The sequence below is a fragment of the Streptacidiphilus neutrinimicus genome (assembly GCF_000787815.1).
In the GTDB taxonomy this organism is placed as follows: domain Bacteria; phylum Actinomycetota; class Actinomycetes; order Streptomycetales; family Streptomycetaceae; genus Streptacidiphilus; species Streptacidiphilus neutrinimicus.
On record NZ_BBPO01000090.1, the window covers coordinates 1 to 25615 of the forward strand.

Consider the following 25615-nt stretch of genomic DNA (forward strand, 5'->3'; position numbering starts at 1 on the left):
GGCCGGTGGCGCCCGTCTGCCCGGCCGCCTTCGCCTCCGCGGCCGCGCGGGCCTGGGCCTGTTCGCCGTTGGGCCCGCCCTGGCGGCGACGCGGGGCCTGCTGGCCTGCGTCGGACCCGGCGCCCACCGCGGGCATCACCGACGTCGAGCCCGCGTCCCGTCCGCCGCCGGCACCGCCGGCCGCACCGGGGGCGTTCTGCGCCCGCCCCGCGGCTCCCGCCGCTCCCGTGGGGTTAGTCACCCTGGTCCTCCCGCATTCCGCGCCAGGGCTGTCGGCCCTGGTGTGTCGTCACGCCTCGTACTCAACGCTCGTTCGCCTGATCGTCAAGGCGCAGGCAGCCGGCTGCCAGCATCCTGGCACGGGCTCCGGCAATGTGCACCGGAGCCCGTGGCAGGAGTGGAAGCGGCGTCGGCTACTCGGCCGTCGGCTCCGCGGCACCGACGGTGCCCTCGGAGGCGCTGTCGACGACACCGTCCACGGCGTCGTCCTCGGCCTCGTCCGCCTCGTCCTCCACGGCGCCTTCGGCATTGCGCGCGATGCCGACGACCGCGTCCTTCTTGCTCAGGTTGATCAGTTGGACGCCCATCGTGTCACGCCCGGTTTCACGGACCCCGGCGACCCGCGTGCGGATCACCCCGCCGCTGAGCGTGATCGCCAGGATCTCGTCGGACTCCTCGACGACCAGCGCGCCCACCAGCGAGCCACGGTCCTCGACGATCTTCGCCGCCTTGATGCCCAGGCCACCACGCCCCTGGACGCGGTACTCCTCCACCTTGGTGCGCTTGGCGTAGCCGCCGTCGGTGGCCGTGAACACGAACGTACCCGGACGGATCACGTTCATCGAGAGCAGTTCGTCGTCCTCGCGGAAACTCATGCCCTTCACACCGGAGGTGGCGCGGCCCATGGGTCGCAGCGCCTCGTCGGTGGCGGTGAAGCGGATGGCCTGCGCCTTCTTGGAGATCAGCAGCAGGTCGTCCTCGGCGGAGACCAACTCGGCGCCGATCAGCTCGTCGTCGCTGCCCTCCTCGTCCTGACGCAGGTTGATCGCGATCAGGCCGCCGGAGCGCGGCGAGTCGTAGTCCTTCAGCGAGGTCTTCTTCACCAGGCCCGAGCGGGTCGCCAGCACCAGGTACGGAGCGGCCTCGTACGTGCGCACCGCCATGACCTGCGCGATCTGCTCGTCCGGCTGGAAGGCCAGCAGGTTGGCCACGTGCTGGCCGCGGGCGTCGCGCCCGGCGTCCGGGAGCTCGTAGCCCTTGGCGCGGTAGACCCGGCCCTTGTTGGTGAAGAACAGGATCCAGTTGTGCGTGGTCGTCACGAAGAAGTGGTCGACGATGTCGTCCTGCTTCAGCTGCGCGCCGCGCACGCCCTTGCCGCCGCGCTTCTGCGAGCGGTACAGGTCGGAGCGGGTGCGCTTGACGTAGCCGCCGCGGGTGATGGTGACGACGATGTCCTCTTCGGCGATCAGGTCCTCGACCGACATGTCGCCGTCGTAGGGGATCAGCGTCGAGCGCCGGTCGTCGCCGTACTTGTCGACGATCGCGGTGAGCTCCTCGGAGATGATCTCCCGCTGCTTGGCCGGCGAGTCCAGGATCTCGTTGTACTCGCGGATCTTGGCCATCAGCTCGTCGTACTCGGCCGTGATCTTCTGGCGCTCCAGAGCGGCCAGACGGCGCAGCTGCATCTCCAGGATCGCGTTGGCCTGGACCTCGTCGATCGTCAGCAGCGACATCAGGCCGTTGCGGGCGACCTCGACCGTGTCGGAGCGGCGAATCGTCGCGATGACCTCGTCGATCGCGTCCAGGGCCTTGAGCAGACCGCGCAGGATGTGCGCGCGCTCCTCGGCCTTGCGCAGCCGGAACCGGGTGCGGCGGACGATGACGTCGACCTGGTGGTTGACCCAGTGCCGGATGAAGGCGTCGACCGAAAGCGTGCGCGGCACGCCGTCGACCAGGGCCAGCATGTTGGCGCCGAAGTTGGTCTGCAGGTCGGTGTGCTTGTACAGGTTGTTCAGCACGACCTTGGCGACCGCGTCGCGCTTGAGCACGACCACCAGGCGGGTGCCGGTCCGGGACGAGGACTCGTCGCGCACGTCGGCGATGCCGCCGATGCGGGCGTCCTTGACCAGGTCGGCGATCTTCAGGGCCAGGTTGTCCGGGTTGACCTGGTAGGGCAGCTCGGTGATCACCAGGCACTGGCGGCCGTGGATCTCCTCGACCTCGACCACCGCGCGCATCGTGATCGACCCGCGGCCGGTCCGGTAGGCCTCCTCGATGCCGCGGCGGCCCACGATCAGCGCGCCGGTCGGGAAGTCCGGGCCCTTGATCCGCTCGATCAGGGCCTCGAGCAGCTCCTCGTTGGAGGCCTCCGGATTGGCCAGGTACCAGAGCGCGCCCGAGGCGACCTCGCGCAGGTTGTGCGGCGGGATGTTGGTCGCCATGCCGACCGCGATGCCCGTGGCGCCGTTGACCAGCAGGTTGGGGATGCGGGCCGGCAGGACGTTCGGCTCCTGGGAGCGGCCGTCGTAGTTGGGCGAGAAGTCGACGGTCTCCTCGTCGATGTCCCGCATCATCTCCATGGCCAGCGGCATCATGCGGCACTCGGTGTACCGCATGGCGGCGGCCGGGTCGTTGCCCGGAGAGCCGAAGTTGCCGTTGCCGTCCACCAGCGGCATCCGCATCGACCACGGCTGGGCGAGACGCACCAGGGTGTCGTAGATCGAGGTGTCGCCGTGCGGGTGGTAGTTACCCATGACGTCACCGACGACGCGGGCGCACTTGTAGTAGCCCTTGTCGGGCCGGTAGCCGCCGTCGTACATCGCGTACAGCACGCGGCGGTGGACGGGCTTGAGGCCGTCGCGGACCTCGGGCAGGGCACGCGAGACGATGACGCTCATCGCGTAGTCGAGGTACGAGCGCTGCATCTCCGTCTCGAGCTCGACCTGCTCGATCCGGGTGCCCCCGCCGTTCTCCTCCGCCGGGATGTCCTCCGGCTGCTCGCCCTCGGGGCGGTTGTCGTCGACCACGGGTGGTCAGTTTCCTTTCACTGCGGAACGCTTCGGCTGCCGGAGAGACTCAGACGTCGAGGAAGCGGACGTCCTTGGCATTGCGCTGGATGAAGGAGCGGCGGGCCTCGACGTCCTCGCCCATGAGGATCGAGAACAGGTCGTCGGCGCGGGCGGCGTCCTCCAGGGTGACCTGGGACAGCAGGCGCACGTCCCGGTCCATGGTGGTGACCCGCAGCTCCTCGGCGTTCATCTCGCCCAGACCCTTGAAGCGCTGGATCGCGTCGTCCTTGGGCAGCTTGCGGCCGGACTGGCGCCCCGCCTCCAGCGCGGCGTCGCGCTCGCGGTCGGAGTAGACGTACTCGATGTCGTCCCGGCCCCACTTGATCTTGTACAGCGGCGGGCGGGCCAGGAAGACGTGGCCGCCCTCGATCAGCGGGCGCATGAAGCGGAACAGCAGCGTCAGCAGCAGCGTGGAGATGTGCTGGCCGTCGACGTCGGCGTCCGCCATCAGGATGATTTTGTGATAGCGCAGCTTGGCCAGGTCGAAGTCGTCGTGGACACCGGTGCCGAAGGCCGAGATCAGCGCCTGCACCTCGGTGTTCTGCAGCACCTTGTCGATGCGCGCCTTCTCGACGTTGAGGATCTTGCCGCGGATCGGCAGGATCGCCTGGACCCGCGGGTCACGCCCCTGCTTGGCCGAGCCGCCGGCCGAGTCGCCCTCGACGATGAAGATCTCGCACTCGGTCGGGTCCTTGGACTGGCAGTCCGACAGCTTGCCCGGCAGCGACGCCGTCTCCAGCAGGCCCTTGCGGCGCGTCAGGTCGCGCACCTTGCGGGCCGCGACACGGGCCGTGGCGGCGGTGATGCCCTTGCGGATGATGTCCGCGGCCTCGTTCGGGTTGCGGTCCAGCCAGTCGTTGAAGTGCTCGTGGACGACCTTCTGCACGAAGGTCTTGGCCTCGGTGTTGCCCAGCTTGGTCTTGGTCTGGCCCTCGAACTGCGGCTCGCCCAGCTTGACCGAGATGATCGCGGTCAGACCCTCGCGGATGTCCTCACCGGTGAGGTTGTCGTCCTTCTCGCGCAGCAGCTTCTTGTCGCGCGCGTACCGGTTGACCAGACCCGTGAGCGCGGCCCGGAAGCCCTCCTCGTGGGTGCCGCCCTCGTGGGTGTGAATGGTGTTGGCGAACGAGTAGACGCCCTCGTTGTACGAGGTGTTCCACTGCATGGCGATCTCGACGGAGATCGTCTTGTCCTTGTCCTCCGCCTCGAAGTCGATGACGGTCGGGTGGACCACCTCGCCCTTGCGGGAGTTGAGGTACGTGACGAAGTCGGAGATGCCGCCCTCGTAGTGGTACCGCACCGCGTTGGGCTTGCCCTCGTCGTCGGTGTGGTCCGGGCGCTCGTCCGTCAGCGAGATGGTCAGGCCCTTGTTGAGGAAGGCCATCTCCTGGAAGCGCCGCGAGAGCGTGTCGAAGGAGTACTCGGTGGTCTCGAAGATCTCCGGGTCGGCCCAGAAGGTGACCGTGGTGCCCGTCTCCGAGGTCTCCTCGTGCTGGGCCAGCGGGGCCACCGGCACGCCGCTCTTGTACTCCTGCGACCAGCGGAAGCCGTCGGTCTTCACCTCGACCGCGAGGCGGGTCGACAGGGCGTTCACGACGGAGACGCCGACGCCGTGCAGACCGCCGGAGACGGCGTAGCCGCCGCCGCCGAACTTTCCGCCGGCGTGCAGCACGGTCAGCACGACCTCGACGGCCGGCTTGCCGGTCGTCTTCTCCACGCCGACCGGGATGCCACGGCCGTTGTCGACGACGCGGACCGCGCCGTCGGGCAGGATCGTCACCTCGATCGTGTCGGCGTGACCGGCGAGGGCCTCGTCGACGGAGTTGTCGACGATCTCGTAGACGAGGTGGTGCAGACCGCGCTCGCCGGTGGAGCCGATGTACATACCCGGGCGCTTGCGGACGGCCTCGAGCCCCTCCAGCACCTGGATGGCACTGGCGTCGTACGACTTCTCGTTCTTGCCGTTCTCGTCTGGGGACTGGTTGGGGTTGCCGGACTCGGCCACGAAACGCCCTCTCTGGCACAGCGCGGGCCGTCCCGGCCCCAGAGGGCGAGCCGGAGGCGGCCACGGCGTTACGACTCTCCACCACGAGCGTCTCCGCTCGTGGCGGTGTTTGGCTTCCAGTCTACCGGTACGACTGACAGAGACGGGGCTTTGCCGCCCTCTGAACGGCCCGTGCCGGACGTCAACGTGCGCCCGACATGTCCCCACACCCGCGAGGGGGGCGTAGAGCGCTTAGACGGCCGTTTCGCCGTTCCGCGTTAACCCCAGGTGTCGCCGGGGCCCTTGCTGCCCGGCGCGCGCAGCCTGCCGCGATAGCGCGCAGGCCCCGTGGCGGGCCCCTGGACCTTGATGAAACGGACCGTTCCATCCCCCAGCCCGCCGTTCAGCGTCCGGAGCAACTGCGGTGCCATCAAACGAAGTTGAGTCGCCCACGCGGTCGAGCTGCAGCGGACCGTCAGCATCCGCTCGTCCTCGTCGAAGTGCTCCGGCTCACAGTGCGCGGCGATGTCGCGCCCCACGATCTCGGGCCAGCGGCCCATCACGCCGCCCACCGCGGCGGGCGCCTCCCAGCCGCGCTCGGCGATCAGTCGGCTGATCGCGTTCCCCAGCGGTTGGGGATCGCGGCCGTCCGCACGCGCGCCCGATCTCAGGCCCGTCCTCCGCGCCTGCTTCTTCTGCGCGGTCGCCTCACCACGCAGCCGGGCCTGCTCCTTCGCGGCCCGAAGCGCGACACGCGCGAGATCGACACCGCTGAGCTCAGGAGTCTCCTCGGACAACGCGGCGCCTCACCTCTCGCTCCGGAGGGCGTGCACACCCTGTGGACAAGCCTCCAGCGTACGCGCCCCGGCCCCCTCCCGGACGCGGGTCGGACCCTCCCCGGGCCTAGGTCGACCGGGCGGGCAGTCGCGGGTCAGACGCGGGTCAGACGCGAGTGACCTCGCCGTCCAGCACCGAGTACCGGGCGCCCTTCAGCGCCTCCGGCACGTCCTCCGGCACCGCCGCCGTGACCAGCACCTGCTCGCCCGTCGCCACCCGCTCCGCCAGCCGCTCGCGACGCCGCGCGTCCAGCTCCGCGAACACGTCGTCAAGGATCAGCACCGGCCCGCCCTCCCCCAGCCTTCGGCCGGGGGCACCCCCAAGCCCGCCACCGCCCTTGTTCGAAGGCCCTTCGGGCCCCCCGAATTCATCCATGCGCAGCAGGTCGTAGGAGGCCAGGCGCAGCGCCAGCGCGTACGACCAGCACTCGCCGTGCGAGGCGTACCCCTTGGCGGGCAGATCCCCCAGGCGCAGACCCAGCTCGTCGCGGTGCGGGCCCACCAGGGTCAGCCCCCGCTCCAGCTCCTGCCTGCGCGCGGCCCCCAACGCGGCCAGCAACGCCGCGTACAGCGCCTCGCGGCCGCCCGACAGCGGCACGCCCTCACCCATCGAGGAGCGGTACTCGAGCACCGTCCCGCCGCCGCTCGGCGCCAGCTCCTCGTACGCGCCGGCCACCAGCGGCTGCAGCGCGGCCACCAGGTCCAGCCGCTGCGCCAGCAGCTCCGCGCCCGCCCGCGCCAGATGGTCGTCCCACACGTCCAGGGTGGACAGGTCCATCCCGCGCGAGGACCTCCGCGCCATCGCCGCCGACTTCAGCAGCGCGTTGCGCTGCTTCAGCACCCGCTCGTAGTCCTGCCGCACCCCCGCCAGGCGCGGCGCGCGCAGCGTCAGCAGCTCGTCCAGGAAGCGTCGGCGCTCACCCGGATCGCCCTTGACCAGCGCCAGGTCCTCGGGCGCGAAGAGCACCGTCCGCAGCAGGCCCAGCACGTCGCGCGGCCGGACGTTGTCGCTGCGGTTGATCCGCGCCCGGTTCGCCCGGCCCGGGTTCAGCTCCAGCTCGATCAGCGTCTGCCGCTCGTCGCGCACCACCAGGCCCCGCACGACGGCCCGCTGCGCCCCCTGCCGCACCAGCGGCGCGTCCCCGGCGACCCGGTGGCTCCCCAGCGTCGCCAGATAGCCGACGGCCTCGACCAGGTTGGTCTTGCCCTGGCCGTTGGGGCCGGTGAACGCGGTGACGCCCGGCTCGAGGGGGACCTCGACCCGGGCGTAACAGCGGAAGTCGGCCAGCGACAGATGCGCGACGTGCACAGCTTCCTTCGCAGGTTGTGGATAACTCCTGTGGAGTTTCCTCTACTTGGCTAGTTGCTCTCGACCGCGTGGCCGCCGAACTCGTTGCGCAGCGCGGCGATCATCTTCATCTGCGGCGAGTCGTCCTGCCGCGAGGAGAAGCGGGCGAACAGCGAGGCGGTGATCGCCGGCAGCGGCACCGCGTGGTCGATCGCGGCCTCGACCGTCCAGCGGCCCTCGCCCGAGTCCGCGGCGTAGCCCTTCAGCTTGCCCAGGTGCTCGTCCTTGTCGAGGGCGTCCACGGCCAGGTCCAGCAGCCAGGAGCGGATGACCGTGCCCTCGCGCCAGGAGCGGAAGATCTCGCGGACGTTCTCCACGCTGTCCACGGCCTCCAGCAGCTCCCAGCCCTCGGCGTAGGCCTGCATCATGGCGTACTCGATGCCGTTGTGGACCATCTTGGCGAAGTGGCCCGCGCCGACCTTGCCGGCCCGCACGGAGCCGAAGTCGCCCTCGGGCTTCAGCGCGTCGAAGATCGGCTGCACCTTGGCGATGTCCTCCTCGGAGCCGCCGTACATCAGCGCGTAGCCGTTCTGCAGACCCCAGACGCCGCCGGAGACACCGCAGTCGACGAAGCCGATACCCTTCTCGGCCAGGTCCGCGGCGTGCTTCTCGTCGTCCGTCCAGCGGGAGTTGCCGCCGTCGACGACGACGTCGCCCGGCTCCAGCAGCTCGGCCAGCTCGTCAACGGTCGACTGCGTCGGACCGCCGGCCGGGACCATCACCCACACCACGCGCGGCGCGGCGAGGGAGCCGACCAGCTCCTTCAGGCTCGCGACGTCGGACAGGGCGGGGTCGCGGTCGAAGCCGACCACGGTGTGGCCTGCGCGGCGGATGCGCTCGCGCATGTTGCCGCCCATCTTGCCGAGACCGATGAGTCCGAGCTGCATGATCAGTCCTTCGTTCCGTTTCGACTGTCCGCGGCCCCGTTGCCGCACCAATGCACGAGCCTATCCCCGCAGGGACCCCCAAGGGCGCGAGGCCGTGCACATGTGCACGGCCTCGCGCCCCCGGGTGGTGCGACCGAGCCTCAGCCCGAGAGACGGACGGGCATGATCAGGTACTTGTACGACTCGTCCGCCTCGGACTCCTGGGAGGCCTTGCCGCTCAGCAGCGCCGGCTTGGTCGCCGTCGTGAAGCTGAGCTGGGCGACCGGGGAGTCGATGGCCGACAGGCCGTCCAGCAGGTAGGCCGGGTTGAAGGCGATCGAGATGTCGTCGCCCTCGAGGTCCGCGTCGATCCGCTCCACAGCCTGTGCGTCGTCGCCGGAGCCGGCCTCCAGGGTGACCACGCCCTGCTCGAAGCTGAGGCGCACCGGGGTGTTCCGCTCGGCGACCAAGGAGACGCGCTTGACGGCGTCGACGAAGGCCTGGGTGGGCACCGTGCCGATCGCGGAGAACTCCGTCGGGAAGAGGGCCCGGAACTTCGGGAACTCGCCCTCCAGCAGGCGCGTGGTGGTGCGGCGGCCCGCGCCCTCGAAGCCGATGAGGCCCTCGCCCTTGCCGCTGCCGGCCAGTGCGATGGAGACGTTGTCGCCCGCGCTGAGCGACTTCGCCGTGTCGAGCAGGGTCTTGGCCGGGACCAGGGCCACGGCCGACAGGCCGGGCTGCTCCGGCTTCCACAGCAGCTCGCGGACGGCGAAGCGGTAGCGGTCCGTCGCGGCCAGGGTGACCCGGTCGTCCTCGATCTCGACGCGGACGCCGGTCAGCACCGGGAGCGTGTCGTCACGCCCGGCGGCGACGGCCACCTGGGCCACGGCCGCGGCGAACGCGTCGCCCGGGACCACGCCGGAGGCGGTGGGCATCTGCGGCAGGGCCGGGTACTCGTCCACAGGCAGGGTGGGGAGTGTGAACCGCGAGCTGCCGCAGACGACGAGCACCCGCACGCCGTCGGTGGAGATCTCCACCGGCCTGTTGGGAAGCGCGCGGGAGATGTCGGCCAGCAGACGACCGGAGACCAGGACCGTGCCCGCCTCCTCGACGTCCGCCTCGGTCGCCACCCGCGCGGAGACCTCGTAGTCGAAGCCGGACAGGCTCAGACGGCCCTCTGCGCCGTCGCTCTCGGCCGTCAGCAGCAGACCCGCGAGAACGGGCACCGGGGGCCTTGCCGGGAGGCTGCGAGCGGCCCAGGCCACCGCCTCCGCGAGGACGTCACGCTCGACCCGGAACTTCACCGGTAACCGCCTCCTGGGTGGATGTCGCTTGGTGTTCAGCTAGCTGTTCATCTGGGGCACGCATGGAGGCCCACGGGACCGGGCACGCTCCTGCTGCTGAGGAACAGTCTGACGCATAGCACGGACAGCCGAGGCAGAAGGCCCCGAAGAGGCATCGAACGCGTGTCCCGGTCACCTTCTCCACAGATCTCGGCCCCACCCGCTTTTGGATCAAGAACGAGCTATATCTAGTGGGTAGTAGTAGTAGGCCTTGTGGAAACCGTGGATAACCCCTTCCTGCGCTGGTCGGGGGCCATTTTTTGTCCACATCGCCTGGGGACGCCCACGGTGGAAAAACTAGGCGCCCTGTGGATGCAGCACCCCTTGTGCACAGGCCGGTTGGGTTGTCCCCAGGTTGTCCACCACTCCGTCCCCAGGTTTTCCCCCGGTTTCCCACAGCCCCTCTGGCAACATCACGTGACCCAATTCGCTCGGGCTGGTGAAAAGGCCTCCCGTGTTGCCGTTCTGTGGACATTCTTGTGGAGAAGCGGCCGGGTTCTGGGGATAACCCGCCCCTTCCTGGGGACAGCGCGTGGATAACTGTGGCGCCGTGTTGACGGGCCGCAGGTTCTCCACAGGTTGTGGAGAACGTCTGCCCACAGTTCCACAGGCACCTGAGCTGGGACGATCCTTCCAGACCGCTCGGCCCTGTGGACGGGTTCTGGATAACTCGGTTCTCCCCAGCATGTGGACAGGGCGTTGGGCCGGATCTGTGGGTGAACGCCGGAGGGGCGCCCCCACCGGGGGCGCCCCTCCACACGTCGGTCCGCTCGAGCGTCAGCTCTTGATGCGGTTGGTCAGCTCGGTCACCTGGTTGTAGATGGCCCGGCGCTCCGCCATCATCGTGCGGATCTTGCGGTCCGCGTGCATGACGGTGGTGTGGTCGCGGCCGCCGAAGGCAGCACCGATCTTCGGCAGCGACAGGTCGGTCAGCTCCCGGCACAGGTACATGGCGATCTGGCGTGCCGTCACCAGCACCCGGCTGCGGGAGGAGCCGCAGAGGTCGTCCACGCTCAGACCGAAGTAGGCGGCCGTCTGCTGCATGATGACGCCTACGGTGATCTCCGGCCCGTCCTCCTCGCCGCCCGGGATCAGGTCCTTGAGGACGATCTCCGCCAGCTGCAGGTCGACCGGCGCCCGGTTGAGGCTGGCGAAGGCGGTGACGCGGATCAGCGCGCCCTCCAACTCGCGGATGTTGCGCGAGATCCGCGAGGCGATGAACTCCAGCACCTCGGCGGGAGCGTTCAGTTGCTCCTGGATCGCCTTCTTGCGCAGGATCGCGATGCGCGTCTCCAGCTCGGGCGGCTGGACGTCGGTGGTCAGGCCCCACTCGAAGCGGTTCCGCAGCCGGTCCTCCAGCGTGACCAGCTGCCGGGGCGGCCGGTCGGAGGAGATCACGATCTGCTTGTTGGCGTTGTGCAGGGTGTTGAAGGTGTGGAAGAACTCCTCCTGGGTCGACTCCTTGTTCTGCAGGAACTGGATGTCGTCGACCAACAGGATGTCCATGTCCCGGTAGCGCTGCCGGAAGCCGTCGCCCTTGTCGTCGCGGATCGAGTTGATGAACTCGTTGGTGAACTCCTCGGAGCTCACGTACCGCACCCGGGTGCCCGGGTAGAGGCTGCGGGCGTAGTGGCCGATGGCGTGCAGCAGGTGGGTCTTGCCCAGCCCGGACTCCCCGTAGATGAAGAGCGGGTTGTAGGCCTTGGCCGGGCTCTCGGCCACGGCGACCGCGGCCGCGTGGGCGAAGCGGTTGCTGGAGCCGATGACGAAGGTGTCGAAGAGGTACTTGGGGTTCAGCCGGGCGGCCGGCTCGTCCTTGCCGCCGCCGGCAGGCAGCGGGCTGCTGCCGCTGGAGCCGGTGCCGGGGCGCGGCAGCGGCGGGGAGGCCGGGACGGCGGGCAGCTGCTCGCCCTGGGGCGCGGGCTCGGCGGAGGCGTTGTCCGGGAGGGCCGGCAGGGCCGGGTTGCGGTCCCCGGGCTCCTGCGACGCGGGCGGCGGCAGCTGGACGGGCAGCTGCGGCACGGCCCACTCGTCGCGGTAGGCGGGCTGCTGCGAGGTCGGCTCGGGCTGCGGCGCCGGACCGGTGGCGTAGGGCTCGGCCGCGGGATACGTCTCGCCGGGGGCGTGGGGCTCGCCGGAGGGGTACGGCTCGGCGAAGGGCTGCGCGTAGCCGTAGCCGTGCTGGGCGGGCGCGTGCGGGGGCTGCGCGTGCTGGGACGGGGACGCGTGCTGGGGGCCCGGCTGGTACGTCGGCTGCCCCGGCTGCTGGAAGGACGGGTTCGGCTGGGCCGGTGGCGCCGGCTGGGGAGCCGGGGCGAGGCTGCCGGCGCTGGCGTCGACGACGACGGCGATCAGCACCTGGCGCTGGAACTCCTGCCCGAGCAGCTCGGTGATCTGCTGGACCAGCCGGCCCTCCAGCACGCCCTTGGCGTACTCGTTGGGCGCGGCGAGCAGTGCGGTGTGGGCCATCATCCCCATCGGGTGGGTCCGCTGGAGCCACTTCTTGTCCATGGACTCGACGGCCGGGTCGTTCGCCAGTCGCTCGACGACTCGCCCCCACGCGGAAGCGAGATCGTTTGTTGGGTCAGCCACTGGTGCACGCCTTCACTGGGGGCAGGAGTTCCATGGAAAAGTCTGTCAACGGTAGGCGGCCGAAGCGTCCTCGTTCAAGTTGTTGTCCACAGGGTGTGGGAAACGTGTGACGGCCGCCTCCGCAGGCCCAGCGGGGCCTGCGGCGCAGGCCTGACGAGGAGCTGGTTTGACCCGTCGGTGCCGTTCCGCGTACCGTAACGAGGTCGAGTTGTCGATGGCCGCTGCCGCATGCCCGCGGAGTCTCCGCAAAGAGGCGCGCAGCTCTGGGCGTCGTGGATCACCGTATCGAACGGGTTATGGGGATCGCGCGGACGCACGGTGACGGCCAAGTGACGGTCCGGCCGCCCCTTCGATTGACCTGGAGTTCTCCCGTGAGCAAGCGCACCTTCCAGCCGAACAACCGCCGTCGCGCGAAGACCCACGGCTTCCGCCTGCGGATGCGTACGCGTGCCGGCCGTGCCATCCTCGCGGCGCGCCGCGAAAAGGGCCGCGCGCGCCTGTCCGCCTGACCTGCACACCCTGAAGCAGAGGTTGTCAGGTCGTGCTGCCCTCCGAATCTCGGCTGAGGCGGCGCGAGGATTTCGCGACCGCGGTGCGGCGGGGCCGGAGAGCCGGCCGCCCGCTGCTCGTCGTGCACCTGTACGTCGGTGGCGCGACTGCGGAGCCTGCAGACCCGCACGGCGCCGGGGGGAACTTTCTCCCGGCGCGTGCGGGTTTTGTTGTCAGTAAGGCCGTCGGTGTGGCCGTGGTCCGGAACCGCGTCAAGCGGAGGCTGCGGCATCTGATGGCCGAGCGTATCGGCAGCCTGCCCGCAGGTAGCCTGATAGTGGTACGCGCACAGCCCTCGGCCGCCGAGGCGCAGTACGCGGACCTGGCACGCGATCTCGACTCCGCGCTGCGCAAATTGAGCGCCTCATCGCCGACGGGAGCAGGGCAGTGACGTACCTGCTGTGGGTGATGGTCGGCTTGGTCGGCCTCTTCGCAGGCAAGTACCCGCTGTTGGGGCTGATCAAGCTCTACCAGTGGACCATCAGCCCCATGCTGGGACCGGTGTGTCGATACCACCCGTCCTGCTCGCGTTATGGCTTCGAGGCCATCAAGGTCCACGGTGCGATCAAGGGCACCGTACTCACCGCCTGGCGGATCCTGCGGTGCAACCCCTGGAGCCCAGGCGGCTTCGATTACGTCCCGGAACGAAAGCACCCGGTTTGGTACCGGCGTCTTCGCAAGCCGGTGCCTTCGACCAATGCCCAAGGAGTCTGACCGGTGCATTTCTACGACACGATCCTGAGTCCTCTGTATTACGTGGTCTCCGCGATCATCAGTGCCTTCCACGGCATGTTCAGCCAGGTGTTCGATCCGAACAGCGGCTGGGCCTGGGGCCTCTCGATCGTGCTCCTGGTGCTCGTCGTCCGCGCGGCGATGATCCCGATCTTCACCAAGCAGATCAAGTCCATGCGGACGATGCAGGCTCTGCAGCCGAAGATGAAGGTCATCCAGGAGAAGTACAAGAACGACCGGCAGCGCCAGTCCGAAGAGATGATGAAGCTCTATCGGGAGGCCGGCACCAACCCCGCCGCGAGCTGCCTCCCGATGCTCATCCAGATCCCGATCGGTGGCGCGCTCTACGGTGTGCTCCGGCTGATCTCCCAGGGCCACCAGGTCGGCGTGCTCACCGTGACCCAGGTCCACAGCGCGCAGCAGGCGCACATCTTCGGCGCGCCCATCTCGGGGACGTTCTACTCGACCCACAGCACGAGCGTCCGGATCGTCACCGCGATCTTCATCCTGCTGATGTGTGTCACGCAGTTCATGACCACGCGGCAGATCATGACGAAGAACGTCGACCTCACGGTCAAGACGCCGTACATGCAGCAGCAGAAGATGATGATGTACTTCCTGCCGCTGATCTACGTCTTCACCGGCCCGGCCATGCCGATCGGTGTCCTGATCTACATGTTCACCACCAACATCTGGACCCTCGGCCAGCAGCTGGTGATCATCCGCAACAACCCGACCCCGGGTTCGGTGGCCTGGAAGGAGCGCCAGGCGCGCCTCAAGGCGGCCGGCAAGCTCAACGCCGACGGCACCGAGATCAAGGGCATCGCCGCGCTGGTCAAGGGCGGCTCCGACAAGCCGGTCGAGGACGCCGAGCCGGAGCAGGCGCCGGTGCGCCAGCAGCCGAAGCGCCAGACCAAGGCGCAGCGCGCCTCGTCCGGCGGCGGTCAGCAGGGCGCCAAGGGCCAGCAGGGCGGTTCCAAGCAGCAGGGCGGCGGCACCAAGACCGCCCCGGCTCGCGGCCGGGCCACTACCGGCGGTGGTACCGGCGGTGGCAACCGCCAGGGCGGCGGTCAGTCGCCCAAGAAGAAGTCCTGAGCTCCATCCCTCCATCTGTCTCCATCTGATTCACCGAAGGAGTCGATCCCGTGACGGACGGCACCGTGGCCCCCGAGGGCACGTCCAAGAGCGAGCTGCTGGCCAACCTGGAGCAGGAGGGCGAGATCGCGGCCGACTACCTGGAGGCGCTTCTCGACATCGCCGACCTGGACGGCGACATCGACATGGACGTCGAGGGCGATCGCGCCTCGGTCTCGATCGTCGGTGAGGGCACGGGCGCGACGCGCTCGCTGCAGCGCCTGGTCGGGCACGACGGCGAGGTGCTGGAGGCCCTGCAGGAGCTGACCCGTCTGGCCGTGCACCGGGAGACCGGGGAGCGCAGCCGGTTGATGCTGGACATTGCCGGGTTCCGGGCGGGCAAGCGCGCGGAGCTGGCCGAGCTGGGCGCCCAGGCGGCCAAGGACGTCAAGGAGAGCGGCGAGCCGGTCCGGCTGCGGGCGATGACGCCGTTCGAGCGCAAGGTGGTCCACGACGCGGTGGCGGCCGCGGGGCTGCGCAGCGAGTCGGAGGGCGAGGAGCCCCAGCGCCGGGTGGTCGTCCTGCCCGCCTGAGCGGGCTGAGCGGGTTCGTCCGGCCCCGTTCGCGGTACGCGTGTCGCGTGTCCGCGGGCGGGGCCGTTGCAAGTTCAGCGGCTTTCGACAGAGGGAGTGGTGCGGCGTGGTCGAGGACCAGCCGGAGGAGTTTTCGACGGAGCTCGGGGAGACCCCGGCTGTCGCCGCGCAGCTCTTCGGCGACCGGCTGCCGCAGGCCGTGCGCTACGCGGAGCTGCTCGCGGACGCGGGCGTCCAGCGCGGCCTGATCGGTCCGCGTGAGGTGCCGCGCCTGTGGGAGCGGCACATCCTCAACTGCGCGGTGCTGGGTGAGGCGCTGCCGGAGAAGCCGTCCCCGCTGTCGCTCTGCGACGTGGGCTCGGGGGCGGGCCTGCCGGGGATCCCGGTGGCGCTCGCGCGTCCCGACGTGGAGATCACCCTGCTGGAGCCGCTGCTGCGGCGGACGAACTTCCTGGAGGAGGTCGTCCGGGAGCTGCGGCTGGCGAACGTGACGGTGGTGCGCGGCCGCGCCGAGGAGATGGTCGGCAAGCTCCAGGTGGACGTGGTGACCGCGCGCGCGGTGGCGCCGCTGGACCGCCTGGCCGGCTGGGGGCTGCCGCTGCTGCGCCCCTACGGCGAGATGCTGGCGCTCAAGGGCGAGTCGGCGGAGCAGGAGGTGGCCGAGCACCGGGCCGCCCTGCAGAAGCTGGGCGCGCAGGAGTGGTCGGTGGAGACGGTCGGGGCTTCGGTCGTCTCGACACCGACGCACGTGGTGCGGGTGCGCGCGGGCGAGAGCCCGGGCGGCGTGAAGGCCGCGGCGCGGCGTGCCAAGGCGGCCCGCGTCTCGCGGGCCCGGCGGAACCGGCACTGACCATCGCCCCGGGCGCACCGGCTCCCCTTTTTCAAGATCGCTAACTGTCACACGTGAAACAGTTAGCGATCTTGGTTTTTTGGGGGTCTCGATACGTCGGAGTGTCGAACCGTCAGATTTGCCTTAAAAAGGGCATCGTGGTGCTCGTGAAACATCGCTCCTTGCTCTCCGGCATCCTCAGCCGAAGCCGTGAGGCCGCTCTGCGCACCCGTCCCGCCCGTCATTCGAGTGAAGATGTCGGGACCAGGGATCCTGTTCGTCCCCAACTCCCTCCCCTGCCCCGCAGACTGCGCGAAAATGCTGAGGACAGCCCGGAGAGTGAGGGGGGCGGACCCATGTCTGTCGAACGTCCCGTAGCTGAGCTTCCTGCCGTCGCCGAGCCCGTACCGGGCCCGCGGCTGCCCGTTCCGGAGCACGGCGGGGTCCCGCCCGTTGTCCAACCGGCACCGGCGCATGAAACACTGACCGACATGCAGGACTCCGACACTCCGCCGCTCGCCGACGACACCCCGATCGCGCGCGCCGCGCAGGCCGCCGTCACCGCGATGGCGCGGGTCGGGGACCCTCTGCCGCGTCCCGCGCAGACCCGTGTGGTCGTGGTCGCGAACCAGAAGGGCGGCGTCGGCAAGACCACCACCACGGTCAACCTCGCCGCCTCGCTCGCGCTGCACGGTGCCCGCGTCCTGGTCATCGACCTCGACCCGCAGGGCAACGCCTCCACCGCGCTGGGCATCGACCACCACGCCGAGGTGCCCTCCATCTACGACGTGCTCGTCGAGGGCAAGCCGCTGGCCGACGTGGTGCAGCCGGTGATCGACGTCGAGGGCCTGTTCTGCTGCCCCGCCACCATCGATCTGGCCGGTGCGGAGATCGAGCTCGTCTCGCTGGTCGCACGTGAGAGCCGGCTGCAGCGCGCCATCGCCGCCTACGAGCAGCCGCTGGACTACATCCTCATCGACTGCCCGCCCTCGCTGGGTCTGCTGACGGTCAACGCGATGGTCGCCGGGCGCGAGGTGCTGATCCCGATCCAGTGCGAGTACTACGCGCTGGAGGGCCTCGGGCAGCTGCTGCGCAACGTCGACCTGGTGCGGGCGCACCTCAACCCGGCGCTGCACGTCTCCACGATCCTGCTCACCATGTACGATGCGCGCACCCGGCTCGCCTCCCAGGTCGCCGAGGAGGTGCGCAACCACTTCACCACGGAGGTGCTGCGCACCAGCATCCCGCGTTCGGTCCGGGTCTCCGAGGCGCCCAGCTACGGGCAGACGGTGCTGACCTACGACCCGGGCTCCAGCGGGGCGCTCTCCTACCTGGAGGCTGCCCGGGAGATCGCGCTCCGCGGCGCGGAGGCGGATGCCGCTGCCGAGGTCAGCTACGCCGTCGGCGGGCCGTCGGGCGTCTACGCCCAGCGGCCCCACGGCCTCGAGCAGCACATGGACCAGCAGCACAGCACGATGGAGGGGAACCGGTGAGCGAGCGTCGTAGGGGTCTTGGTCGTGGTCTGGGGGCGCTGATCCCGGCCGCGGCCTCGCCGGTCGGTCCGCAGGGCGCTCCCGGCGCCGGCGTGGGGACCGCGGCCAACCCCGAGCGCGGCATCGCGGCGGTCAAGGTCGCCGGGCTGAACGGTGCGGGCGGTGCCGCCTCGCTGCCGTCCGTGGCGGTCGAGGACGCCCCGTCGGGTGCGGGGTCGGAGCTGAAGCCCGTCGAGGGCGCGTACTTCGCGGAACTGCCGCTCCAGTCGATCACGCCGAACCCGCGCCAGCCGCGTGAGGTCTTCGACGACGAGGCGCTGGCCGAGCTGGTCACCTCCATCAAGGAGGTGGGCCTGCTCCAGCCGATCGTGGTCCGCCAGGTCGGCCCGGAGCGCTACGAGCTCATCATGGGTGAGCGTCGTCTGCGCGCCAGCAAGGAGGCCGGCCTCGACGCCATTCCGGCGATCGTCCGTGCCACCGACGACGAGAAGATGCTTCTCGACGCGCTGCTGGAGAACCTGCACCGCGCCCAGCTGAACCCGCTCGAAGAGGCGGCCGCCTACGAGCAGCTGATGTACGACTTCTCCTGCTCCCAGGGCGAGCTGGCCGATCGGATCGGCCGTTCCCGCGGTCACGTCAGCAACACGGTGCGGCTGCTGAAGCTCTCTCCGTTCATGCAGCGCCGACTTGCCGCCGGGGAGTTCTCCGCCGGCCACGCCCGTGTCCTGCTCGGCGTGGAGGACGAGGAGCAGCGCGAGAAGCTGGCGGCCCGGATCTCGCCCGAGGGCCTCTCGGTCAGGAACCTGGAGGAGATCGCGACTCTGCTCTCCCACGACGGCCGGGCCAGGAAGGCCCCGACGCCCCGGGCCGGCCGTCGGATCTCGCCTGCCTTCGCCACTCTGGCCAACCGGCTGTCGGACCGCTTCGACACGCGGGTCAAGGTCGAGATGGGCAAGGACCGCGGGAAGATCGTCGTGGAGTTCGCGTCGGTCGAGGACTTGGACCGCATCCTCGGTTCCTTCGCCCCCGGTGAGGGCGAGCGGCTGCGTCAGGGTCTGGTCGGCGACGGCGGCGAGGCCGAGCCGATCGACGAGTGAGTTCGAGGCCGTAGACGTCGAGGCCCCCGCGTTCGCGAACGCGGGGGCCTTTCCATGTCCCGGGCTCCGCGTGTTCTCGCGCGGGGGCGCTTATCGTGGAGGCATGGGACGCCGGTTGGTACCGCTGACGCTTGACTCGCTCGCCGATCTCCCGCTGCCCTGCAGAGCCTGTGTCTTCTGGGAGCTGGACCCGGTCAGCGGAGAGGCCGCCATCAAGGACGGGCGGCCGGAGTTGGAGAAGGAGTCCTGGATCTCCGGGGTGCTGCTGGAGTGGGGCTCGTGCGGTCGCATCGCCTATGTCGACGACGTGCCGGTGGGCTTCGTGCTCTACGCGCCGCCCGCCTACGTGCCGCGCTCGCTCGCGTTCCCGACGAGCCCGATCTCGCCGGACGCCGTGCAGTTGATGACATCTCGGGTGCTGCCGGGCTATCAGGGACAGGGCATCGGGCGGACCTTGGTGCAGACGGTGGCCAAGGATCTGGTGCGCCGCGGCTTCAAGGCGATCGAGGCGTTCGGCGACGCGAAGGCGGAGGACGCGCACTGCGTGCTGCCGGCGGACCATCTGCTGGCGGTGGGCTTCAAGACGGTCCGCCCGCACCACCGCTATCCGCGGCTGCGGCTGGAGGTGCGGTCGGCGCTGTCCTGGAAGGGCGAGATGGAGGTCGCCTTGGAGCGGCTGCTGGGCGCCGTACAGAAGGAGCCGTCGCTCCGGCCGCTCTGACGCGGGATGCCCGGGAAGCCGTGGCGCGGGCCGTGAAGCAGATCAAGATCGTCAACTGCTTCACGTGAAGCAGTTGACGATCTTCATGCGTGGGTCAGCGGAAGCCGCAGCACGCCCGTCGGGGAGTCGTCCTCCGGCGGCAGGTAGAGCCGCTGGACGGCCACCGAGATCGCCTCGACCGCCTGGGCGCGGACCTCCGGGGAGTGCAGCCGCGCCGCGTCGCCGGGGTGGGTGAGGTAGCCGAGCTCCAACCGGACGCAGGGCATCGTGGTCGCGCGCAGCATGGTCCAGGTGCGGGCGTGGCTGCGCAGGTCGCCCAGGCCGCAGCGGGCGACGAGTTCGCGTTGGGCCAGCCCCGCGAACTGCTTGCCGGTGTGGGACCAGCGGCCGCGGCTGTCGTCGCCGTAGTAGTAGCTGGCGACGCCGCCGACGGTGGGGTTGGTGTGGCCCTCCACGTGGAGCGAGATCATCAGGTCCGCGCCGGTGCGGTTGGCGAAGCGGATGCGCTCCGCCTCGTCGGGCGAGGAGTCGGCGGTGCGGGTGAGATAGGTGCGCACACCCAGCGCCGTCAGTCGGCCTTCCAGACGGTTGGTGACGTCCCAGACCAGCTCGGCCTCGGCGATGCCGCCGGCCCGCAGGCCGAGATCGATGCCGCCGTGGCCCGGGTCGATCACGACCACCTTGCCGGAGAGCGCCGGGCCGGAGTGCCGCAGCATCTCCGTCTCCCGCATCACGTGCGGGGCGCCGCCGACGACGGTCCGGGAGAGGCGCTCCAGCACCACGTAGGTGGTGGGGCCGAGGGTGCAGTCCGGGTAGAGGCCCATGTTCCGCTGGAACTCCCCGACTGCCTGCGCGGTGGCCGGGCCGTAGATGCCGTCCACCCGGCCGGGTGTGAAGCCCATGTCGAGCAGGCGCTGCTGGAGCTGGGCGACGTCGTCGCCGATCTGCATGCTGCTGGGAATGTAGCTGAGCACCCGGTCGCCGAGCCGCCAGCGGGCCTCGTTGAGGTGGCGATAGGTCTCCGGTCCGACCACGCCGTCCGCGGTGAGGCCGCGCTGCTGCTGGAAGTGGCGCACCGCGGCGTCCACCGCCGGGTCGAACAGGGCCTCGGCGGAGGGGATGTGACGGCCCGGCCGGATGGCCGGGGGCTCGGGCAGCAGCCCGAGCAGGACGAGCTTGAACCGGATCTCGGCGACGGCGGGGCCGGTGTCCCCGAGCTTCCAGGAGTACACGTGGGGCAGGCGCTGCTGGGACATAGCCAAGATCGTACGCTTCGGGCCCCTGGTTTCCGATGAAACCAGGGGCCCGAAGAGAGGATCAGCGCGTGCGATGACCCGATCAGCCGATGAAGGCGGCCAGATCGCGCAGCAGGGCGCTCTTCGGCTTGGCGCCGACGATGGTCTTCACGACCTCGCCGTTCTGGTAGACGTTCATCGTCGGGATCGAGAGCACGCCGTACTTGGCCGGGGTGTCCGGGTTCGCGTCGATGTCGATCTTGGCGATGGTGAGCTTGTCCGCGTACTCGGTCGCGAGCTCCTCCAGGATCGGGGCGACCTGGCGGCACGGGCCGCACCAGGTGGCCCAGAAGTCCACCAGGACGGGCTTGTCGCTCTTGAGGACCTCGGCCTCGAAGGTTGCGTCGGTGACGGTGATGGTGGCGCCGGCCACGGGATCTCCTCGGGTTGGTGGTGCGGGGTGGCGGGGTGGCTCTTGTCGGCGGCGGTGCCGGTCGGACCGGGATCAGACCGCGGCGGTCTCGACCTCGGTCGCGGCGTGCGCCTGGGCGGCCAGGAAGCGCTCGGCGTCCAGCGCGGCGGAGCAGCCGGTGCCGGCGGCGGTGATGGCCTGGCGGTAGGTGTGGTCGACGACGTCGCCCGCGCCGAAGACGCCGGACACGTTAGTGCGGGTGGACGGGGCGTCCACGCGCAGGTAGCCCTCGTCGTCCAGCTCCAGCTGGCCCTTGAACAGCTCCGTGCGCGGGTCGTGGCCGACCGCGATGAACAGGCCTGTGACGGCCAGCTCGCGGGTTTCGCCGTTGCGGGTGTCCTTGAGGGTGACCGAGCTCAGCTTGCCGTTCTCGCTGTGCAGGTCGGCCACCTCGCTGTTCCAGGCGAAGGTGATCTTCGGGTCGTTGAACGCGCGCTCCTGCATGGTCTTGCTGGCGCGCAGCTCCTCGCGACGATGGATCACGGTCACCGAGTTGGCGAAGCGCGAGAGGAAGGTCGCCTCCTCCATCGCGGTGTCGCCGCCGCCGACGACGGCGATGTCCTGGTTGCGGAAGAAGAAGCCGTCACAGGTGGCGCACCACGAGACGCCGCGGCCGGACAGCTCGTCCTCGTGCTCCAGGCCCAGCTTGCGGTGCTGCGAGCCGGTGGCGACGATGACGGCCTTGGCCTTGTGAATGGTGCCCTCGGAGTCGGTCACCAGCTTGATGTCGCCGCTCAGGTCGACCGCGACGACGTCGTCCGGGACCAGCTCGGCGCCGAAGCGCTCCGCCTGGCTGCGCATGTTGTCCATGAGCTCCGGGCCCATGACGCCGTCGCGGAAGCCGGGGAAGTTCTCGACCTCGGTGGTGTTCATCAGGGCGCCGCCGGAGGAGACGGAGCCTTCGAAGACCAGGGGCTTCAACGAGGCACGTGCGGTGTACAGCGCGGCCGTGTACCCGGCCGGGCCTGAGCCGATGATGATCACGTTGCGAACGTCGCTCACTGGGTCTCCTGAATGCTTAACGCCGGGCTGCCGTGGCCGGTCGGGGCTTTCCACCCCGCTCAACGGTTTCCCTAGTGTCTCGCATTCCCGGAGGGCTCGGGTGCGCGCCGCCGACGGACGGACGTCAGCCGCGCGGCACCGTCTGGTGCAGCATGACCAGCGGAGCCGAGCAGGAGTTCTGCACGAGGTAGACGTCCCAGGTGTGCGCCGGGTCGGTCTGGTCGGGGTAGAGCAGCGCGAAGACCTGGACGTCGAGGTACTGACCGAGCCCCTCGACGGCCGGCGGCTGGGTCTGCTTGGTGGCGGCCAGGACGCAGGCCGGGGCGGTGGGCTGCGCCGGGGCCGCCGGGCTGGCCGCGCTGTTCTGAGGGCCTCCGTCGGGCGTCACCAGGGCGCCGACCCCCGCCGGGGACGTGGCCGCGGACGGCGTCCCGGACGGCGTCCCGGCGGCCGAGGCCGCCGCGGACGGGGCGGTCCCGACCGCATGGCCGGCGGCGTGGAGGCGGGCGGAATCGCTCGCCAGCCGCTGCACCTCGGTGGCGAGGTTCGTCTGGGTGAAGTCGTAGGGGGACGCGGCGAGGGACTTGGGGCTGGGCAAGCCGGCCGGGGAATCGCCGGACGCGGCCGTGCTGCTGCTGCCGCTGTCCAGGTCGCCGCCGCGCGAGACGGCGAGGCCGATGCCGCCGGCCGCGAGGAAGAGCGCAAGGGTGGCCAGCACCCGCCGGACCCGCGTCGAGCGGGGCGAGCGGTTGGCCGGGCGGTTGTCCCCGGGGCGATCCCCGGCGGGCCGCCGCTGGGAGCGGCCGCGACCGGCGCCGCCGTCCTCGGCGGTCTCCGTCTCGCCGGTGTCGGTCTCGCCGGTACCCGAGGCATCCACCGAGGCGCCCCGCGCGGCCTCCTGCGGGGCCTCCAGGGGGGCGTCGCCCGCGCGCGCCGCCGCGAGGGCGGCGTCGATGCGCGCGGCCACGTCGTCGGGCATCGGGCCGGGTGCGGGCTCGTCGCCGAGCAGGGCGGACAGCTCGACGAGCGCGTCGTAGGTCTCTCGGCACTCCGCGCACGTGGCAAGGTGGGCGGTCAGCTCGGCGCTCTGCTCGTCGGTGAGCAGCTCCTCGGCGTGCTCCGCGAGGAGCTCGACGTCGGGGTGAGCCGGGTTCAGCGTGGAGTCGCTCATGCCTTCAGCTCACCTCCTGCGGCTCGTGCGGTCTCTGCCCTCTCCGGCGATGGGACGTGCGAGGCGGCCGTTGGGTTCCCCTCGCATGGTCGACCAAGATCATCAACTGCTTCACGTGTGACATTTGATGATCTTGGTCCGGGCGGCTCCCCGGCGTCGCCGGAACTGCCGCCCGCCCGCAGATGGTTCAGGTGCGGCAGCAACTTGGCCCGCGCCCGCGCGCAGCGGCTCTTGATCGTGCCGGACGGGACCTCCAGCAGCGCGGCGGCCTCCGCCACGGAGTAGCCCTCCATGTCGACCAGGACCAGAGCGGCCCGCTGCTCCCCGGGCAGCGTCGCCAGCGCGGCGGCCAGCTCGCGGCGCAGTTCGCCGCGCTCGGCGGAGACGTCCGCACCCTCGTCGTGACCGGCCGCGGCCTCGAGGGCCGTCTCGTCCTCGACCAGGCGGGTGCGGCGGGTGGCGCTGCGACGGGCCCGGTCCAGGCAGGCGTTGACGACGATCCGGTGCAGCCAGGTGGTGACCGCCGAGCGGCCCTGGAAGGTGCGAGCCGCCCGGAAGGCGGAGACGAACGCGTCCTGCAGGGCGTCGGCGGCCTCCTCGCGGTCCCCGAGGGTGCGCAGGGCTATCGCCCACAGGCGGTCCCGGTGGCGGCGCACCAGCTCGCCGAAGGCGTCAGGATCGCCCTCCACATGGCGACGCAGCAGCTCTGCGTCCTCGACCGGATCGGTCACCTGACCCTCCACCCCCCTCGATCTCACGGCTGGTCCGCGCGGAAGTCGAGGTCAAGCCTGCCATCTCGGAGGTGTCCGCGTCAGCCCAGGACCTGGATCTCCGAGATACCGCCGCGGTAGCCGCCCGAGGACGGGTCGGCCGGCAACGAGGTGATGTGGATCAGGATGTAGCGGGTGCGCACCGGCTTGGCCAGCACCCCGCTGTCCAGCGCGGTGCCGGGCAGCAGGGCGCTGTTGCTGATCCGCTGGGTGAACGCGCTCAGGTCCGTCGGCTCCGCGGCTGCGTCGGCGGCCGCGGCCAGGATCTCCTGGGTCTGGCCCCCAGTGGGGAACGTCACCTTCACCTCGGAGACGCTCTGGACGCTGCCCAGATCGACGACGATGCCGCTGCCGTCCTTGTAGTCCGACAGGTTCCCGAAGTTCGGCTGGCCGAGGAAGTACTTGGTGATCCAGGAGGTGCCGGGCTTGTTGTCGATCGCCAGCGGTGCGTCCTCGGGCTTCATCGGCGAGTTGAACGGTGAGAACTCCGCGTCGGAGGAGATCGGCAGGACCTTCAGCGTGCGCCCGGCGTTGCCCTGACCGGACTGCTGTCCGCCGCTGCCCCCGTGGCCCTGACCCTGGCCTTGGCCCTGGCCGCCCTGGCTCAGTTGCGTGTTGGTGCTGCCGCTGTTGTCGTGGGTCATCAGCGCCTCCGCCGTGCCCCAACTGCCGAGTGCGATCGCGCTCAGCACCACCAGGGAGACCGCCCACTTGAGTGCCTTGCCCGAGCGGCCCGGCAGGGCGGGCTGCGGCGCGGGCGGGGTGTGCGGCCGCTGCGGCGGACCGGCCGGCCTCCCAGCCGAGGTGGCCGGGCCGGACCGGTGGGCGGTGTCCCGGACGTTCGGGTACGTGGGCAGGACCAGGGGCTCGGGTTCGGGCTGGCGCACCTTGGGCAGCTCGGAGACGGCCTTGGCGAGCTCCTCCGGCGTCGTGATCGGCGTCAGCTTGCCGCCGGGCGGCGAGCACAGCGTCCGCGCGGTCAGGTCCGACAGGCCCCGGTGCACCCCGGCCTTGACCCGCTCCGCCGGAACGGTGCCGAGGTCGCGCGGGAGGCCGCGCAGGCCGTGCGCGCCCTCGGGGTAGGGCCAACGGTGGGTCAGCGCGGCGAAGAGCAGCGCGCCGATCGCGCGCGTGTCGCGCCGCGCGGCCTCCGTCCGGTCCTCGGCCTCCATGCCGCGCAGCGCGGCGTTCACGGCCATGCCGTCGATCCGGTACGAGCCGCTGTCGGTGCGCAGCACGCAGGCCGGGGTGAGCCGCAGGTGCGCGAGTCCGCGGCGGTGCGCGGCGTTGAGCGCGTCGGCGAGCTGGCGCACCAACTGGTACGCCTCGTAGGCCTCCAGCGGCTCGGAGAGCAGCATGGTGTCCAGGCCCGTCGCGTCCGGCAGCCACTCGCGGACGACGTAGACGACGTCGCCGTCCTCGACGGCGTCCAGCACCTGCACGAAGCGCGGGTCGCCTAGCAGCGCGGCCTGCCGGGCGGCGGCCAGCACGCTCTTGGCGCGCGGGTGCGCGGCGGCGATCAGGTGGATGCCGACGGCCCGGCGCAGCTTCTCGTCGACGGCCCGCCAGGAGCTGAAGACCTCGTTGCTGGTGGTGCACTCCTCCAGCCGGTAGCGCCGGGCGATCCGGTCCCCGCTGTGCCGAACCGGCGCGGGGACTGACGCCTCCTCGGGTGCGGTGTCCTGGGGGGTCTCGTCGGCGGACCCCTCGGCGGTCTCCGGGGCGGGCTGCGCGTCGTCCCTGCGCGTGTCCCTGCGCGCGTCCGTGCGCGCGCCGGCGAGTTGCGCGTCGGCCGGTTGCGCGTCGGTTGCGCGCGCGGCCCCGGGCCGCGCCTTCGCCG

Annotated in this window: 22 protein-coding genes and 1 pseudogene; 9 read left to right on the top strand and 14 right to left on the bottom strand. The window is 70.6% G+C overall.

Annotation, left to right across the window (positions count from 1 at the left end; translation table 11 throughout):
* The 8 genes and pseudogenes from TR48_RS42610 to dnaA form a co-directional block, all read right to left on the bottom strand.
* Positions 1-241: pseudogene (locus TR48_RS42610) on the bottom strand (hypothetical protein); the annotation flags it as partial.
* Between the two features lie 172 nt (positions 242-413).
* On the bottom strand, positions 414-3026 hold the full coding sequence (gyrA, locus tag TR48_RS33690; RefSeq protein ID WP_042374287.1) for a DNA gyrase subunit A: 2613 nt from the start codon (positions 3024-3026) through the stop codon (positions 414-416).
* A gap of 49 nt (positions 3027-3075) precedes the next feature.
* Positions 3076-5073 (bottom strand): DNA topoisomerase (ATP-hydrolyzing) subunit B, encoded by a 1998-nt coding sequence (gyrB, locus tag TR48_RS33695; RefSeq protein ID WP_042374289.1) that lies wholly within the window; start codon positions 5071-5073, stop codon positions 3076-3078.
* 257 nt (positions 5074-5330) lie between these two features.
* Positions 5331-5849 (bottom strand): DciA family protein, encoded by a 519-nt coding sequence (locus TR48_RS33700; RefSeq protein WP_042374290.1) that lies wholly within the window; start codon positions 5847-5849, stop codon positions 5331-5333.
* Between the two features lie 145 nt (positions 5850-5994).
* Entirely contained in the window at positions 5995-7197 is a 1203-nt protein-coding gene (gene recF / locus TR48_RS33705) for a DNA replication/repair protein RecF (RefSeq protein ID WP_042374291.1), read from the bottom strand.
* Between the two features lie 50 nt (positions 7198-7247).
* Positions 7248-8123 carry a phosphogluconate dehydrogenase (NAD(+)-dependent, decarboxylating) gene (gene gnd / locus TR48_RS33710; RefSeq protein WP_042374292.1) on the bottom strand — a complete coding sequence of 292 codons (876 nt, stop codon included), beginning with the start codon at positions 8121-8123 and terminating at the stop codon, positions 7248-7250.
* Positions 8124-8263: 140 nt separating this feature from the next.
* The gene (gene dnaN / locus TR48_RS33715) at positions 8264-9406 is read right to left on the bottom strand and encodes a DNA polymerase III subunit beta (protein WP_042374293.1); all 1143 of its coding nucleotides are present in this window, start codon (positions 9404-9406) and stop codon (positions 8264-8266) included.
* An 816-nt stretch (positions 9407-10222) separates the two neighbouring features.
* A complete protein-coding gene (dnaA, locus tag TR48_RS33720) occupies positions 10223-12037 on the bottom strand; it encodes a chromosomal replication initiator protein DnaA (RefSeq protein WP_084729980.1) in 1815 nt (604 codons plus the stop codon).
* 371 nt (positions 12038-12408) lie between these two features.
* Between dnaA and rpmH the strand changes: the two genes are divergently transcribed.
* From rpmH to TR48_RS33770, 9 genes are all read left to right on the top strand, one after another.
* Positions 12409-12546: a 50S ribosomal protein L34 gene (rpmH, locus tag TR48_RS33725; protein WP_034089364.1), complete on the top strand. Its 138-nt coding sequence runs from the start codon at positions 12409-12411 to the stop codon at positions 12544-12546.
* Between the two features lie 32 nt (positions 12547-12578).
* Positions 12579-12977, top strand: a complete 399-nt coding sequence (gene rnpA / locus TR48_RS33730; RefSeq protein ID WP_042374296.1) for a ribonuclease P protein component — start codon at positions 12579-12581, stop codon at positions 12975-12977.
* Between the two features lie 17 nt (positions 12978-12994).
* Positions 12995-13300 (top strand): membrane protein insertion efficiency factor YidD, encoded by a 306-nt coding sequence (gene yidD, locus TR48_RS33735; RefSeq protein ID WP_042374312.1) that lies wholly within the window; start codon positions 12995-12997, stop codon positions 13298-13300.
* Between the two features lie 3 nt (positions 13301-13303).
* On the top strand, positions 13304-14413 hold the full coding sequence (gene yidC, locus TR48_RS33740) for a membrane protein insertase YidC (protein ID WP_042374298.1): 1110 nt from the start codon (positions 13304-13306) through the stop codon (positions 14411-14413).
* Between the two features lie 50 nt (positions 14414-14463).
* On the top strand, positions 14464-14985 hold the full coding sequence (locus tag TR48_RS33745) for a Jag family protein (RefSeq protein ID WP_042374299.1): 522 nt from the start codon (positions 14464-14466) through the stop codon (positions 14983-14985).
* A 106-nt stretch (positions 14986-15091) separates the two neighbouring features.
* A complete protein-coding gene (rsmG, locus tag TR48_RS33750; RefSeq protein WP_042374302.1) occupies positions 15092-15835 on the top strand; it encodes a 16S rRNA (guanine(527)-N(7))-methyltransferase RsmG in 744 nt (247 codons plus the stop codon).
* Between the two features lie 470 nt (positions 15836-16305).
* Complete coding sequence (locus TR48_RS33760) at positions 16306-17307, top strand: ParA family protein (protein WP_304941240.1); 1002 nt, start codon at positions 16306-16308, stop codon at positions 17305-17307.
* Positions 17304-18404: a ParB/RepB/Spo0J family partition protein gene (locus TR48_RS33765; RefSeq protein WP_042374305.1), complete on the top strand. Its 1101-nt coding sequence runs from the start codon at positions 17304-17306 to the stop codon at positions 18402-18404. Before TR48_RS33760 ends, TR48_RS33765 begins: the two co-directional genes overlap by 4 nt.
* 103 nt (positions 18405-18507) lie before the next feature.
* Positions 18508-19125 (top strand): GNAT family N-acetyltransferase, encoded by a 618-nt coding sequence (locus TR48_RS33770; protein WP_042374306.1) that lies wholly within the window; start codon positions 18508-18510, stop codon positions 19123-19125.
* A gap of 83 nt (positions 19126-19208) precedes the next feature.
* On the opposite strand, the gene TR48_RS33775 is transcribed toward TR48_RS33770, so the two are convergent.
* The 6 genes from TR48_RS33775 to TR48_RS43840 all read right to left on the bottom strand — a co-directional run.
* Positions 19209-20381 (bottom strand): N-acetylmuramoyl-L-alanine amidase, encoded by a 1173-nt coding sequence (locus TR48_RS33775; protein ID WP_042374307.1) that lies wholly within the window; start codon positions 20379-20381, stop codon positions 19209-19211.
* Between the two features lie 82 nt (positions 20382-20463).
* Positions 20464-20793, bottom strand: a complete 330-nt coding sequence (trxA, locus tag TR48_RS33780) for a thioredoxin (RefSeq protein ID WP_042374308.1) — start codon at positions 20791-20793, stop codon at positions 20464-20466.
* A 72-nt stretch (positions 20794-20865) separates the two neighbouring features.
* Positions 20866-21834 (bottom strand): thioredoxin-disulfide reductase, encoded by a 969-nt coding sequence (gene trxB, locus TR48_RS33785; protein WP_042374310.1) that lies wholly within the window; start codon positions 21832-21834, stop codon positions 20866-20868.
* A gap of 124 nt (positions 21835-21958) precedes the next feature.
* On the bottom strand, positions 21959-23005 hold the full coding sequence (locus TR48_RS33790; protein WP_042374311.1) for an anti-sigma factor family protein: 1047 nt from the start codon (positions 23003-23005) through the stop codon (positions 21959-21961).
* Positions 23002-23736, bottom strand: coding sequence for an RNA polymerase sigma factor SigM (sigM, locus tag TR48_RS33795; RefSeq protein ID WP_236652452.1), 735 nt, complete (start codon positions 23734-23736; stop codon positions 23002-23004). The genes TR48_RS33790 and sigM overlap by 4 nt, the downstream gene beginning before the upstream one ends.
* Before the next feature lie 80 nt (positions 23737-23816).
* On the bottom strand, positions 23817-25615 hold a 1799-nt coding region (locus TR48_RS43840; protein WP_052443270.1), incomplete at its 5' end, for a protein kinase family protein.

What these genes read in the sequence shown, in the direction of transcription:
- gnd (WP_042374292.1), bottom strand. Translation starts at nt 8,123, where the DNA reads ATGCAGCTCGGACTCATCGGTCTCGGCAAGATGGGCGGCAACATGCGC.
- yidD (WP_042374312.1), top strand. Translation starts at nt 12,995, where the DNA reads ATGGTCGGCTTGGTCGGCCTCTTCGCAGGCAAGTACCCGCTGTTGGGG.
- TR48_RS33760 (WP_304941240.1), top strand. Translation starts at nt 16,306, where the DNA reads ATGCAGGACTCCGACACTCCGCCGCTCGCCGACGACACCCCGATCGCG.
- TR48_RS33770 (WP_042374306.1), top strand. Translation starts at nt 18,508, where the DNA reads ATGGGACGCCGGTTGGTACCGCTGACGCTTGACTCGCTCGCCGATCTC.
- TR48_RS33775 (WP_042374307.1), bottom strand. Translation starts at nt 20,381, where the DNA reads ATGTCCCAGCAGCGCCTGCCCCACGTGTACTCCTGGAAGCTCGGGGAC.
- TR48_RS33790 (WP_042374311.1), bottom strand. Translation starts at nt 23,005, where the DNA reads ATGAGCGACTCCACGCTGAACCCGGCTCACCCCGACGTCGAGCTCCTC.